Annotated in this window: 8 protein-coding genes; 2 read left to right on the forward strand and 6 right to left on the reverse strand. The window is 74.1% G+C overall.

Annotated elements, in window-relative coordinates:
* Positions 1-98 precede the first annotated feature (98 nt).
* The gene (locus IHE55_RS28825; protein WP_232266968.1) at positions 99-2,720 is read right to left on the reverse strand and encodes a DEAD/DEAH box helicase; all 2,622 of its coding nucleotides are present in this window, start codon (positions 2,718-2,720) and stop codon (positions 99-101) included.
* Positions 2,721-2,765: 45 nt separating this feature from the next.
* On the opposite strand from IHE55_RS28825, the gene IHE55_RS28830 reads away from it, so the two are divergent.
* The gene (locus tag IHE55_RS28830; protein WP_232266969.1) at positions 2,766-5,846 is read left to right on the forward strand and encodes a DUF8742 domain-containing protein; all 3,081 of its coding nucleotides are present in this window, start codon (positions 2,766-2,768) and stop codon (positions 5,844-5,846) included.
* A 502-nt stretch (positions 5,847-6,348) separates the two neighbouring features.
* Here IHE55_RS28830 and IHE55_RS28835 read toward each other — a convergent pair.
* The 3 genes from IHE55_RS28835 to IHE55_RS28845 all read right to left on the reverse strand — a co-directional run bounded on the left by IHE55_RS28835 (position 6,349) and on the right by IHE55_RS28845 (position 8,946).
* On the reverse strand, positions 6,349-7,272 hold the full coding sequence (locus IHE55_RS28835) for a phosphotransferase family protein (RefSeq protein ID WP_197992361.1): 924 nt from the start codon (positions 7,270-7,272) through the stop codon (positions 6,349-6,351).
* 416 nt (positions 7,273-7,688) lie between these two features.
* Positions 7,689-8,414 carry an HAD family hydrolase gene (locus tag IHE55_RS28840; RefSeq protein WP_197992362.1) on the reverse strand — a complete coding sequence of 242 codons (726 nt, stop codon included), beginning with the start codon at positions 8,412-8,414 and terminating at the stop codon, positions 7,689-7,691.
* Positions 8,415-8,439: 25 nt separating this feature from the next.
* Positions 8,440-8,946, reverse strand: a complete 507-nt coding sequence (locus IHE55_RS28845) for an Lrp/AsnC family transcriptional regulator (protein WP_197992591.1) — start codon at positions 8,944-8,946, stop codon at positions 8,440-8,442.
* Between the two features lie 335 nt (positions 8,947-9,281).
* Between IHE55_RS28845 and IHE55_RS28850 the strand changes: the two genes are divergently transcribed.
* Positions 9,282-11,027 carry an FUSC family protein gene (locus IHE55_RS28850; protein WP_197992592.1) on the forward strand — a complete coding sequence of 582 codons (1,746 nt, stop codon included), beginning with the start codon at positions 9,282-9,284 and terminating at the stop codon, positions 11,025-11,027.
* A gap of 102 nt (positions 11,028-11,129) precedes the next feature.
* Here IHE55_RS28850 and IHE55_RS28855 read toward each other — a convergent pair whose 3' ends face one another.
* Both IHE55_RS28855 and IHE55_RS28860 read right to left on the reverse strand, forming a co-directional pair.
* Positions 11,130-12,134: a sirohydrochlorin chelatase gene (locus IHE55_RS28855; RefSeq protein WP_197992363.1), complete on the reverse strand. Its 1,005-nt coding sequence runs from the start codon at positions 12,132-12,134 to the stop codon at positions 11,130-11,132.
* An 804-nt stretch (positions 12,135-12,938) separates the two neighbouring features.
* The gene (locus IHE55_RS28860; RefSeq protein WP_197992364.1) at positions 12,939-14,015 is read right to left on the reverse strand and encodes an N-acetylglucosamine kinase; all 1,077 of its coding nucleotides are present in this window, start codon (positions 14,013-14,015) and stop codon (positions 12,939-12,941) included.
* Positions 14,016-14,027: the final 12 nt, after the last annotated feature.

Below are 14,027 nucleotides of genomic sequence, written 5' to 3' on the forward strand. Positions count from 1 at the left end.
CCGGCCGCTACCGCCTCGGGTCCACACGAGAGAAGAGATCGCCACGGTGTCTCAGTCGAGCTGCGGCCGGACGTGGCCGGCTCTGTGTCCCACGTCCGTCAGCTGCCGGTGAGCAGGCGTTCACGCTCGGCCGCCACGATCTCCCGCGCCAGCTCAGCATCCGTGATGTCGAACGCTTCCGGGGCACTGTCGGCGGTTTCGGAGACGCGGGCGAACTCCGCGAAGAGCTGATTCTTGCGCGCCAGTATCTCGATGATGCGCTGGTCGACACCTTCTTCGGAGAGCAGACGGTGCACCTGTACCGACTCCAGCTGCCCCATTCTGTGGGAGCGGCCGATCGCCTGCCATTCGGTCGTCGGCTTGAGCTGGGGTTCGCAGATCACCACGACGGATGCCGCCTGGATGTTCAGACCGACGCCACCCGCCACGATCTGGGCGACGAGGACGGCCCCGTGGGGTGCCTGGGAGAACTCGTCGACCATGCACTGTCGCTTCGCGGCGGATACGGAACCGGTCAGGGGCCCGAAAACCTTCCCCGGGAGGACCGACGCCACTTCGTCGAGGACGTTGCGGAAGTACGAGAAGACCAGCACCTTGCGCTTGTTGTCCTCCGCCTCCTGGACGATGTCGATGAGGCGTTGCATCTTCTCGGATTTGACGCCGGCGAGCAGGGCGGCCTGGCGCATGGCCGCGAAGTTGCCTTCGATGACAGCCGCTCGGTAGTGCTGCTCGTCGATGCTGGACATCGGCATCCACTCGTCGACCTCGACCCGCTCCGGGAGCTCGGTGAGGACGTCTTCCTGGTTGCGCCGCAGGTAAGCCGGGGCCACCTGCTTCCGGAACTGGCGAGGTGCGAGTTCCGAGGCACTGACCGACAGGTCCGGCCGGAGGTAGCCGACGAGATTGCGGAATTCCTCGATCCTGTTCTCCAGCGGGGTGCCGGTCAGGAGGACTGCCCGCTCCGATGCGTCGATGAGAGCCGTGGAACGCCGGGTGCGCCGCGCATCCGGGTTCTTGATGTAGTGCGCCTCGTCGAACACCAGGCATGCGGGTGCGGCGCGTTCGGGTATCCGCCCCTCCAGCCAGCCGAGGGTGTCGTAGGTGGTGACCGCGACTCCGCCGTTGCGGATCCAGGACCTCAGGGCGTCGTCGCGACCCGGCCCGTGCAGGCGGTACGCGAGCAGGTCGGACTTCGTCCCGACTTCGCGCACCCAGTTCGTCACAACGGCGGCGGGACACACCACCAGGAAATGGGAGGAGCCCTTGGCGTGCAAGTGGGCGAGCACGGCAAGTGATTCGACCGTTTTCCCCAGGCCCATCTCGTCGCCGATGATGACCTTCCGCTGCACGATCGCGAAGCGTGCGCCGAATGACTGGTAGCCGCGGAGAGACGCCTTGAGGTGGCTGGTGTCGAGCTTGAGTTCCCTGACCGCGGCGACGATCTCGGCCGGCAGGTCCCCTTGGCTCTTCTCGGCGTCGTCCGCCAGGAATCCGAGCTCCGCGAGCATCGCGTAGTAATCGGCCGGCCGGGTGCTGAAGTCCTCCCAGGGATCACCGTCCGCGACGTCGGCCCCACCGTTGAGCAACGCCCCGCGGCGCTCGACGGCCGCCAGCGCGGCACGCAACTCGGCGACGGTCCGGGCCTGGGGGACAAGAACGACGTGGGAGGCCTGGGGATCGAGACTCTGGAGGAGCGGTCGTACCGCGTCGGCGGCGGCGAGGTCCGCTGTCGCGTTGCGGATCGAGCGTGCCGCGTCCCACGCCCGGAGCGCCGTGAGGAGTTTCGTGGTGGCCTGGGACCGGTTCTTGATGTCGATGCGGACCGGCATCTCGTCCAGCGTGGTCTGCCAGATGGTCCGCGCGGCGCCGACCATCCGGGTGCCCGTCGTCTCACCGACTCCGGGAAGCGATCGAATCCGTGCCCTCCGGTCGAGGACCTGCTGCACGTTCCCGATTCCGGCATCGATCAGGGCGTTGATGCGCAGCTGGCCGTTGGTTGCGTCCTTGAGTCGTTCGACGGGCATGTCGGCGAGCAGCTTGCGCACCTCGGCCTGCCGGACGGCATCGCCGGCGGCGCTGACTGCCGTCCTGAACTCGTTCTCGCGCTGCAGGGCCCGCTCCATCGCGGCGAGCGCGGTCCTGGCGGCATCCAGTTCACGCCGCTCGACGAGTTCGGCCCGGGCACCGAGGCGGTGGCCGAAGCCGACAGAGTCATCGAGGATGTCCGGGAGTCCGACCGAGGGGATGGCACTTCCGTCCCGAGCCGCCAGGCTTTCCAGGTCGGTGACGAGCCGGGTGCTCGCAACCTGCTCGTGCAGCGATGCAAGGTAGGCCGCAGCCTGCTCCGCTTCGTTCTTGCGGCTCTTGCCCGAGAACAGACGGCGGGCTCCGAACAGCGCCCGGACGGCCGTCAGCGCCCGGTCCGCGTCGCCGGTCAACTGGTCGATGCCCTGCTGGACAGGGGTACTGAGCTCCGGAAGAGCCCGGCGTCGGGCCAGGGAGGTCACCAGCTCGGTGTCGGACGGCGTGAGCTGCAGTACGCGCCATGCGGTGCTGCTCCCGGTCCCGAGTGACGTCACGCGCCCGAGGAGCCGCCCGGCGGCGTCCTCCGCCGCTGTCTCGACCGGCTCACGCTGCTCGACGATCCGTACCGCGAGCCTGCGCCACCGGCTGACCTCCTCCATCACACCACGCAGGTGCTGACGTGCTTCTCGCTCCATTGCCCCCGCCACTCGCACGACCTCTGGGAAGATTAGCGACCCCGGTTGACGAAGTCGACGGGGGTCGGGGAACCGCCGGAACGTTCCGAGTGGCGTACGCCGGCCGCCAGGCAGGAGGGTGTGTACGTGCTGCTGGAGGAGCTCAAGCCGGGACTGCGGATCAGCGGACTCATACCGGCGGAGGCAGTCACGGTCATCGCCGCGCAGTGGCACGGTGCGAACGCGGTCGAGCTGACCTACAAGACCGCCGGGGGCGGCCTCGACCAGCGGGTCGTCTTCCGCAAGGACGAGGACAGGCTGGGCGTCGCGCACAGGGGCAGCCGTGCCTTCGACGCCCCCGCCGGCGACTTCAGACTGGCTGCGGAAGCCCAGCGGATCTCACTGGCCGGGCTGTTCGACCCGATGCTCGCCGTGGCGACCAGCGACGTTCAGCCGCTCCCGCACCAGATCCGCGCCGTGTACGGCGAACTCCTGCCCCGGACACCGTTGCGCTTCCTGCTCGCCGATGATCCGGGCGCGGGAAAGACGATCATGGCTGGCCTCTACATCAAGGAGCTCTTGCTGCGCGATGACGTCAAGCAATGCCTGATCGTGGCTCCGGGAGGCCTGGTAGATCAGTGGCAGGACGAGCTCTTCTTCAAGTTCGGACTCCGTTTCGACCTGCTCACGAACCAGCTCATTGACTCCCAGCCCCATGTCAACGTATTCGAGACCCATCCGCTGCTCATCGCCCGCATGGATCAGCTCTCCCGCAACGAGCACCTGAAGGCCCAGCTCCAGGAGACGGAGTGGGACCTGATCGTCGTCGACGAGGCGCACCGCATGGGTGCCCGCTACTTCGGTGGCAAGGTGGAGAAGACCCAGCGGTTTCAGCTCGGTGAGATCCTCGGCGAGATCACCCGTCACCTGCTCCTGATGACGGCGACCCCGCACTCGGGGAAGGAGGAGGACTTCCAGCTCTTCCTCACGCTGCTGGACCGTGACCGGTTCGAGGGCAGGCAGCGGAGGAGCGCCGACGTCAGCGGGATCATGCGGCGCATGATCAAGGAGGACCTGCTCACCTTCGAGGGCAGGAAGCTCTTCCCCGAGCGCATCGCGGAGACCGTCCCCTACGAGCTCACGGCACTTGAGTACGACCTGTACGAGGACGTCACCCACTACGTCCGCGAGGGCATGAACCGCGCCGGCCGCATCGGTGGCAGGCGCAGGAACACGGTCGGCTTCGCGCTCACCGTTCTGCAGCGACGCCTGGCCTCCAGCCCGGAGGCGATCCACCGGAGCCTCGTGCGGCGTACCGAGCGCCTGGAGCGCAAGAGGCAGGCGATCCTCGACGGGACCTCGCGCGAGAGCATGCCCACCATCGACCCGGCCGATTTCGACACCGACGAGCTCGATGCCGAAGAGATCGAAAAGCTGGAGGAGGAGCTGCTCGATGCCGCGACCGCGGCGGAGACGGTCGAGGAGCTCGACGCCGAGCTCATCGAGCTGAGGGCGTTGGTGAAGACGGCACAGCGGGTCCGGGAGGCAGGTACGGACCGCAAGTGGACCGAGCTGTCCGCTCTCCTCCGCGACCACGCGATGGTGACGGACGCCAACGGCCGGCCCCGGAAACTCATCATCTTCACCGAGCACCGCGACACCCTCCGCTACCTGCAGGACAAGATCGGGTCGCTGCTGGGCGAGCCCGGTGCCGTCAGGGCCATCCACGGCGGCGTAGGCCGGGTGGAGCGGCGGCAGATAACCGAGGAGTTTACCAAGAACCGTGAGGTGCGGATCCTGCTCGCCACCGACGCCGCCGGCGAGGGACTCAACCTGCAGGCCGCACACCTGATGGTCAACTACGACCTGCCCTGGAACCCCAACCGCATCGAGCAGCGTTTCGGCCGCATCCACCGCATCGGCCAGGAGGAGGTCTGCCGGCTCTGGAACCTCGTCGCCTCCAACACCCGCGAGGGTGAGGTCTTCACGCGCCTGCTGGAGAAGCTCGACCAGATGCGCGAGACGTACGGCGGGAAGGTCTTCGACGTCCTGGGGCAGGCGTTCGCCGAGACCCCGCTGCGAGACCTGCTCCTCGACGCCATCCAGTACGGTGAGCAGCCAGCTGTCAGGAACCGGATGTACGAGGTCATCGACACCACCGTCGGAGAGGGCCTCAAGGACCTCCTGGACGAGCGTGCGCTCGCTGTGGAGCGCTTCTCGGACGCCGATCTCCGCGCCCTGCGCGTCGCGATGGACGAAGCCCGCGCCCGACGTCTTCAGCCCCACGACATCGCATCGCTCTTCAAGGGCGCCTTCGCCCGGTTCGGCGGCCGGATCGTCGCGCGTGAACAGGGGCGCCACGAGATAGCCCACGTGCCGCAGCGCGTCCGTTCGGCAGGCAACGGGCCCATCGCCACCAGCTACGATCACGTCACCTTCGACCTCGACCATGTCCGGCCCGACGCCCGCGCCCACGTCGACCTGCTCGTCCCCGGCCACCCGCTGCACGACGCCGTGATGGCCGAGACCATCCGGACCTTCGAGGGCGCACTCAACCGGGGCACCGTCCTCGTCTCGGCCACCCTCGAAGAACCGCACCTCCTCGTCGGGATGGTCGAAGAGGTCGCGGATGCCACCGGTGCGTCGGTGGCCCGACGGTTCGCCTACGTCTACGTCGACAGCCGCGGTACTGTGCGGCCGGCCGGCCCCGCGCCCTACCTCGACTGCGCCGATGCGCCTGACGGCGCGTCGGCCGACATCGCGTGCGGCCTTCCCTGGCTCGCGGACGCCGAGGCCAAGGCGACCAGCTGGATCATCGCCAACCGGCTTCCCGCGTATCTGGCCGAGGTCCAACCCCGTCGCCTGGCGGAGTTGGTCAGGACCCGTGAACTGGTGACCAAGCGCCTGACCTCCGAGAAGGAGCGGCTGCTCCTCGACGCTGCGGCGGCCTTCGAGAAGGAACGGAGAGGGGAGAAGCCCAAGGAGTCCTCCGCGAGCCTCCGCCGCAAGGCTGCCGGGCTCGATGTACGGCTCCGAAGGCGTCTCGCACTGCTCGACCAGCAGCAGTCGATGTCCACGAAGCCGCCGCAGATACTCGCCGCGGCGCTTGTGCTGAGCGTCCCCGGCCCACCCTCTCGCACGTGGTGATCGCTCGTGCGTGATCGGGACGACGTGAAGCGCGGCGGCGATGCGATGCGGGCCGACCTCAACCGGTCGAGCACCCGCCGGCGCCCACCGGCACCCGCGTGCTGGGCCGCCCACCAGGACGGGACCTGGCGAGGCCCGGTAGCGCTGCGGGTTGCCTGAACGGAGTTGCCGGACACCAACCGGGACAACCCCCGCCGTCAGGTGCGGCTCTCCTTCCTCGCCGGCTGACTCCGCGGACGCCGGACGCCGGACGCCGGACGCCGGACGCCGGACGCGGAACCCGCCGGCCGGGCCCGCCGGGGTGGCCGCGGCGGTCGCGTGCCCCGGCGTGCCCGGTGCACCGAGGTGCTGCGCCGCCGGCCCGGCCGGTCCGTGTCCGGCCCGCAGGCGTCCGTCCGCCCGGGCCGCATCCGCCTGCCCCGCCGGTGGGCGCCCGGCCGTCACGCGTCCGCCGCCGACCGGTCCGTGACCGCGGCTGTCCGTGTCCGGTCCGGCGCGCCGGTCAGGCCGTGCCGAACCACCCGGCGGCCAGCGCCGGAAGGGTGCCGTCGGGGGGCGCGGGCAGCTCCTTCAGGTACCACGGGAGGTTGCTGTATACATGGAGCAGCGTGTACGCCAGCAGGGTCTCCGGCGGGAGGGCCCGTCCGTACGCCCGGGTGAACCGGCCCAGCAGCCGGGCGTCCCCGCGGGTCACGAAGAGGCCGACCCCGACGAAGTCGTAGGCCGGGTCGCCGATCATCGCCGGCTCGAAGTCGAACAGCCCGGTCAGCCGCCGGCCGGCCGGATCGACCAGCAGGTGCTCGCGCATGAACTCGGTGTGCAGCAGGGTGGGGCGCGGCGCGCGCGGCAGTTCCACCGATGCCAGGAATCCGGGGATCTGCTCCAGCCAGGCGTCCGGCAGCCCCCTGCTCCGCTGCCGCGCCACCGTGCCCGCCCGCTGCCGGTCGATGAACGCCCCCCAGTCGCCGGGGCCGAGGGCGCCGCCCAGCGGCCCGGGATCCAGCGCGTGCAGGGCCGCCAGCACCTCCCCGGCCTCGGTGACGATCCGCTCCCGGTCCGGTGGGGAGAGGCCTGCCCAGGCGGGGGCCAGGCCGGTGCCGGGCAGCCGGGACATCAGCACGTAGCGCCAGCCGTTGTGGTACTCCCCGGCGGCGAGCGGCTCGGGGGTGGCGACCGGCAGCCGTCCCCGCAGGAAGGACAGCACCCGCGCCTCGCGGACCCCGTCGGCCGCGGCCGGGGCCGGGAACAGCTTGAGGGCGTGCTCCGCGCCGACGGCGTAGACCGGCTGCGTCCCCTCGGCGAACCGTGTCGCGGGCGCGCCGGCCAGCCCGAGCCGGGCGCACAGATCGGCCACCCCCGGGCTCAGCGACGCCTCGTCGCGGACGACGGTGTCCCAGTCCTCTTCGGTCTCCACCGGTGGCAGCATGGGCCGACCGTAGGGAGCGTCCGCCCGGCACCGCAACGGAGTTTCCACGGGGACCCGCCCGCGGTGCGGAGCCCGGCGGTCCCGCCGCGGCGGTACGCGGGACGGCCCGTCGCCCGTTGCCGGTCGTCGCCGGACGCCGCGGGCCGACCGCCGACGGCCCGGAGTGGGCACCTCGGCACCGTTCCGCGCCACCGACCCGTGCCGCCCGCCGCCCGCCGTCGCGGGAGGGCCCTGCCCGGCGGTCAGGCGACGCCGGGCACGCCGGCACGCCGGCCGCACGGCCCGCCGGGGAAGCACCGCTCATCGGGAACGGGGCGCACCCGGGCCGCCGCGCACCGTTGCCGCTCCGCGCGCGGTCCCGCGCCCCCGCCGCCGCGTCCGGCCGTCGTCCCCGCGCACCGCGGCCCGCCGGGGCGTCAGGACCCGCCGGTCACCCAGGCGTACGCGGCGTCGGGGTCGAACTCGCCCTGTCCGCCGGGGAAGAGCAGCCCGGCGGAGGCGAACGCGGGGTCCGCCACGGTCCCCGCCACGTACGGCACCGCGATGCAGCGCATCCCGGCGCGCCGTGCCGCCTCCGCCCCCGGCGGGGCGTCCTCCACCACCACGCACCGCCTGGGCTCGACCCCCAGCCGGCGGGCCGCCTCCAGGAACACGTCCGGCTCCGGCTTGCCGTGCGCCACCTCCTCGGCCGAGACGAAGACCGGCAGCAGCGCGGCGAGGCCGGTCGCGGTCAGCACCGCGTCGATCGCCGTCCGGGAGGAGCCGGAGGCGACGGCCATCGGGAGACCGGCGGCGTGCAGCCGCTCCACGAACGCGCGCATCCGCGGGAAGACCTCGGTGCCGCCCCGGGCGAGCTCCAGGTAGTGCCGGTTCTTCTCCGCCAGCAGCTGCTCCACCGGCGCCTCGATGCCGTACTCGGCGCGCAGCGTGGTGAGGGTCTGGCGGGTGCCGATCCCGATGAAACGGGTGTGGTCCTCCCAGTCGAAGCCGGTCACGCCGTGGCCGGCGAGGGTGCGTCGCCCCGCCTCGAAGTACAGCGGCTCACTGTCCACCAGGGTGCCGTCCAGGTCGAAGACGACCGCGGCGGCGCCGGAGCCGGGAGGGGCGGAGGGACCGGTCGGGGTACGGGCCGTGCTGCTCATCCGACCAGCATGCCAAGGCGTTCCGTCACACCCTGCGGCGGGGCTGCCCGGCCTCGGCCGCCGCGGCCCGGCCGACGGCCTCCACCAGCGGCAGCACCCGGTAGGCCACCCGGCGGCGCAGCGCTATCTCGGTACGGGTGCGCACCACCCCGGGCAGCCGGATCAGCCGCTGCACCACGTCCTCCAGGTGCGCGTTGTCCCGCGCCACCACCCGGGTGAGCAGATCTCCCGCCCCGGTGATGGAGAACGCCTCGATGATCTCCGGCACCGCCGCCAGGGCGTCACCGACCTCGTCCAGGTGCCCCTGTGTGACCTCGATGTGCACGAACGCCAGCACCGGATGGCCCAGGGCGGCCGGCGACAGGTACGGCCCGCTGCCGGTGATCACGCCCTCCCGCTCCAGGCGGTCCAGCCGGGCCTGGAGCGTCCCCCGGGCGACTCCCAGCTGCCGCGCGTACTCCCGCACACTGGTACGCGGCTGCTCCAGCAGCATCCGCAGGATGCGCGCGTCGAGCGCGTCCACCACCGCCATGGTGCACCGGCCTTTCACGGTCACCGCGGCCGTTCCCGCCGCGGTGCAGGGGACAGTGACTCTACCCGGGCCGGGGCGGCGGACCCCGGCACCGGCAGCTACCGGGCCGGGTACGGGCCGGCCCGCTCCCGGGGATACCGGGTCGTACCGGGCCGTACTGGTCCGTTGGCCCGGTGCCCGGCCGGGGACAGCGGGCCGATGTGGGCCAATGGCGCAGTCAATGGTGTGCGGCTTGTGCCAGTGGCGTGCCGGGTGGTGTCATGGGGAGGTCGATGGCGCTGCGGAACCCCCGCGGCGCCTTTTTCGTGTCCATGACGACGAAGGGGTGGGAAGCAGTGCTCAAGAGGATGTTCGTGGCTCCGGACCCAGGACTGCTGCGGCTGCGCAGCGCGACCCGGTCCGTCCTCGGCATCGGTTCGGCGGTGGCCCTGTGCGGGGTCACCGGGCACCCGGTCCCGGCACTGATCGCCGGCGGGCTCGCCGCGCTGCTGGCCCTGTTCACGGTCCTGGACACCACGGTCCGGGACCAGGCGATCACCACCGCGCTGCTGCCCGTCGCCGGTCTGCCGGTACTCACCCTCGCCGCACTGCTGCACGACCACCCCTGGGCCCGCGACACGGCCTTCATCGCCGTCGCCGCCGCCGGGGTGTACGCCCGGCGCTGGGGCCCGCGCGGCCACTCCCTGGGTGTCTTCGCCTTCATGGCGTTCTTCACCGCGCAGTTCCTGCACACCGTGCCGGAGCAGCTGCCGGAGCTGTACTCGGCCCAGCTGCTCGCCCTCCTGGCCGCGGCGGCCGTCCGCTTCGGCCTGTGGTGCTACGAGCGGCGGCTGCCCCCGCCGGCCGCCGTTGCCCCGCCGGACGGCACCGGCCTGGGCCGGACGACCACCCGCCAGGCCGTCCAGATGGCCGTCGGCGGCGCCCTCGCCCTGGGAGTGGGCCAGCTGCTGTCCCAGGAGCGCTGGTACTGGGCGGTGGGCACGGTCTGGTGGGTGTTCGTGAACACCGCCTCCCGCGGCGAGACGCTGGTCCGGGGCTTCCGACGGGTCCTGGGCACGGTCACCGGCATCGTGGCCGGCATGCTCGTCGCCGTCCCGCTGGACGGCGCCCCGGTGCCCACCGCCGCGCTGGTCGCGGTGTGCGTCTTCGGCATCTTCTACACCGCCCCCGTCTCCTACACCTGGATGATGCACGCGGTGACGGTGATGGCCGGTCTGCTCTACGGGCTGCTGGGGGTCCTGGACACCGGGCTGCTGTTGCTGCGGCTCACCGAGACCGGGGTCGGGGCCGCCGCCGCGGCCCTGGCGGTGCTGGTGGTCCTCCCGGTCACCACGCACGCCACCACCGACGCCTGGATCCAGCGCGCGCTGCGCTGCGTGCACGCCTGCGCCGCCGAGGCCGCCGCCCGCCTGGCCGGCTCCCCGGGCGCGGACCCGGCGAACAAGGTCGCCGAGCTGGAGGCGCTGCTCGGCCGGGTCCGGCTGTCGCTGGCGCCGCTGGTCCACCCGCTCAGCCCGCTGCGGGCCCGCAAGGCCAAGGCCCGCCGCATCCTGGCACTGCTCGACGACTGCGCGCGCGAGGTGCGGGGGCTGGCCTCCGTCGCCGCCGACCCGGAGGCGTCCCACGACGCACGGCTCGCCGACGCGTGCCGGCGGGTGGAGGCCGCGGTGGAGGCGCTCACCACGCCGGGAGCGGTCCGCCCGGCCGGCCCGGCACCCGTCGCCGGGGCGGTACGCCCCGCGGCCCAGGCCCCCGCGGTGGCCGCGGTCCGTCCCGCCGCCGGACACCACGCCGTCCCGGCCGCGACCGGGACCACCGCGGCCGGGACCGCCGGGCCCGGGCCCGTCCCGGCCGGGACCATCGCGGCGGACGTCATCACGAGCCCGCTCGTCACGGCCGGGCCGGTGCCGGCCGACGGTGCCGGGGCCGGGCAGGCCGGGGGCGCGGACGCGGTGGCCGCCGGGCAGCCGCGGTCGGTGCCGGAGTCCGCGCTCGCCCATCTCCACGGGCTGGAGCGGACCCTGGCCGAGCTGTCCGCGCCCCTGCGCAGCTCCCGGCCCTCCCCGCTGGTCGGGGTCTGACCGGTCCGGCGCCGGGAGCACGGCGAAGGGGGCCCTGCCGCGATCGCGGCAGGGCCCCCTTCGCCGTTGTGGCCGGCCGGCGGGGCCGGCGGTGGGCCGGGGTCAGCCCAGCGGCGCGCCCTGGTGGCCCGACTGCAGGGCGATACCGAGCGCCGCCGCGTACTGCGACAGCACCAGCTTGCCCACCGCGGGGTAGGCGCCCAGCGGCTCGGCGGCCGAGCAGCCCGCCTCCTCGGCGGCGGTGTCCGGCAGCCCCCCGGCCACCTCGGGGCCGATCAGGTAGGGGGCCAGCGCCAGGCGCGCGGAGCCGGCGGACCGCAGCTGCTCCGCGACCCGCACCACCTCGCCCGGCTCGTCCAGGGCGGCGGCCAGCACCGGCACCGCCAGTCGCGCGGAGAGCAGCATCCCGGTGATGCCGGCGGCCCGGGCGGCCTCCTGGCCGCCGGAGGTGGCCAGGATGATGCCGTCGGCGGCGGTGGCCACGGTGAACAGCCGCGCGCGGTCGGCACGCGCCAGCCCCGCCTCGGAGAGGCGTACGTGCAGCGCCTCGGCGAGCAGCGGGTGGGGGCCCAGCACATCGGTGACCGCGGGGGCGCAGTCGCCGTCCGCGACGGCGTCACGTATCGCGGTCAGCAGCTGGGCGTCCGGGCCGGCCAGCAGCGGCACCACGACGGCCCCGGGGCCCTCCGCGGCGGCCCGGGCCCCGCTGTCGTCGAACGGGATCTCGGCCGGGTCCACGCCCTCGGCCTCCGCGATCGCCCGCAGCTCCTCGGCGGCGGCCTCCGCCGCCTGCTCGGCCCGCCGCACCCGGTCCTCGCGCTCCGCGCCGGCCTGCCGCAGTACGTCGGCCAGCCCGGGGAACTCCGCGTCGGCACCCTCGGCCCAGCCGATCCGGGCATCGAGGCCGGGCAGCTCGGAGCGGGCGATGCTGAGGATCTCCTCCGCCAGTCCGCGCGAGGACGCGTCGGGCGCCCCCGGGACGGCCAGCACCAGCGGGGGCGCGCCAACGGGCGCCGCCGCGGGCTCCGGCCGGCGGTGCCGTCCGGTCTGGCGGGGACGAGGCGTTCGTACAGGCAGGCCGGGTGCGGGCCCGGTGGGGGAGCTCATGGCGCCGCATGTTAGTCGTTCCCGCCGCCCGGCGAACGGGGAGGGGGCGGCTGGGAGTCGAACGTCCCGCTATGCCGGATTGTGTGCACCGGCAACCAACGGAACCGCATCCTCCGGTCTCGCCGCCGGCCCCGGCCCCCAGAAGGCTGACCTGCGGGGGAGCCGCCGGCGTGGACCGTCGCCGGCCGGCGGCGCCGGAGCGCGGAACCGGCCCCCGGCGGCGCCCCGGCGGACGCGACCGGCGACCGGCGACCAGCGACCAGCGACCGGTGACCGGCGACCGCTGACCGGCGGGCGGCACCGGTACGGGGCGCGCGGTGGCCCGTACCGGTGCCGCCCGCACCGCCCGGGGCGGGTGACGGCCCGTCGGCACACGCCGGGCATTCGCAGGGCAGCCGCCGGCGCGGTCGCCCGGCAGTCGCTCGGTCGGCCGTCCGGCGAGGTTGCGGCCGGGGCGGCAGAGCGGGGTCCGGCGCCGTGCCCTCCGCATCGCGCCGCCGCCGTGTGTGCCCGGTCCGCAGGACGGAGCCCTGCGCCATGCCGACGCTCGGCTCCCGGGCGATGCGGGTCGTCCGTCCGCGGGACGGATCCCCGTGTCATGCCGACGTCCGGCTCCCGGGCGATGTGGGTCCTCGTGTCCGCGGGGGCGGGGGCCGGTGGCCCGGCCGTGATCCGGGGCCGGCAGTGCCGCGGTCCGGAGCGCTCACGAGGCGCGGGGCGGTGCCGCGGTCCGGAGCGTGTGCGAGGGCGCGGTCCGGAGCGCCCACGAGGGGCGCGGGGCGGGGCGCGGAAGGCCGCCGGCGCTCAGAGGATGTGCAGCAGGGCCGGGTCCGGGGGCAGCCGCAGGGTGCCGGTGGCGAGCGCGGCGGCGATGCCCACCGCCCCGGCCAGCGGATCGCCCGCCGCCGCCCGCGGTTCGGCGTGCGGCAGCCGGGTGGCCAGCTCGTCGCGGACCGGGGCGAGCAGCACCTCGCCCATCCGGAACAGCCCACCGGTGAGCGCCACCGCACAGCCGGGCCCGGGGGTGTCCGCCGGGGAACCGTCCGCACCGGGCGCGGCCGCCGGCGCGGGCGGACAGACCGCCTCCGCCGCCTCGGCGATGTGCCGGGCCGCGTCCCGCAGCACCGCCACCGCGACCGGGTCGCCGTCCTCCGCGCACCGGCCGACCTCGGGGGCGAAGGACGCCAGCACCGCCGGCCGGTCCGGGCGAGGATAGAGCACGCCGGGCAGTTCACCGGCCGGGCCGAACATCTTCTCGGCGCACGCCAGCAGGGCCGGTGACCCGCCGCGCCGCCCGTCGTGGGCCCGCATCGCCGCCTCCAGCCCGGCGCGCCCGATCCAGGCCCCGCTGCCGCAGTCGCCCAGCAGATGGCCCCAGCCGTCGGCCCGCCGCCAGCCGCCTCCGGGGGCGGTGCCCAGGGCGATCAGGCCGGTGCCCGCGGCGACGACGGCGCCGGGCCGCTGTCCCAGCGCACCGGCGTACGCGGTGACGCCGTCGGCGGCCAGCGCGAGCCGGCGCACGCCGAACGCGTCGGCCAGCGCCTTCGGCAGGGTGGCGCGCAGATCGTCGCCGAGGGTCGCCATGCCGGCCGCGCCCACACAGGCCGCGGCGAGGGAGCCGGCCCCGGCCTGCCGCAGCAGGTCGCCGGCGGCCGGCACCACCCGGGCCAGCAGGTCCGCGGCGTCGATCCCCCGTGCGCCGACGACGACCGGCTCGGCCGAGGACCACACCAGGGGCTCGCCGGGCGCGTCGGCGCGGGCGACGGCGATCCGTAGCCCGGAGCCGCCGGAATCGACACCCAGGACGTGACCGGAGCGGGACACCGGCGCACCCCGGCCGGCCGTGCCGCCCGTCGTCCGGCCCGGAACAGGGCTGTCCATGGAGGTCACGGG

Origin of the sequence: Streptomyces pactum, from assembly GCF_016031615.1 — a bacterium.
In the GTDB taxonomy this organism is placed as follows: domain Bacteria; phylum Actinomycetota; class Actinomycetes; order Streptomycetales; family Streptomycetaceae; genus Streptomyces; species Streptomyces pactus.

Coding starts and splice junctions, on each gene's coding strand:
- IHE55_RS28825 (WP_232266968.1), bottom strand. CDS start 2,720: ATGGAGCGAGAAGCACGTCAGCACCTGCGTGGTGTGATGGAGGAGGTC.
- IHE55_RS28835 (WP_197992361.1), bottom strand. CDS start 7,272: ATGCTGCCACCGGTGGAGACCGAAGAGGACTGGGACACCGTCGTCCGC.
- IHE55_RS28840 (WP_197992362.1), bottom strand. CDS start 8,414: ATGAGCAGCACGGCCCGTACCCCGACCGGTCCCTCCGCCCCTCCCGGC.
- IHE55_RS28845 (WP_197992591.1), bottom strand. CDS start 8,946: ATGGCGGTGGTGGACGCGCTCGACGCGCGCATCCTGCGGATGCTGCTG.
- IHE55_RS28855 (WP_197992363.1), bottom strand. CDS start 12,134: ATGAGCTCCCCCACCGGGCCCGCACCCGGCCTGCCTGTACGAACGCCT.
- IHE55_RS28860 (WP_197992364.1), bottom strand. CDS start 14,015: ATGGACAGCCCTGTTCCGGGCCGGACGACGGGCGGCACGGCCGGCCGG.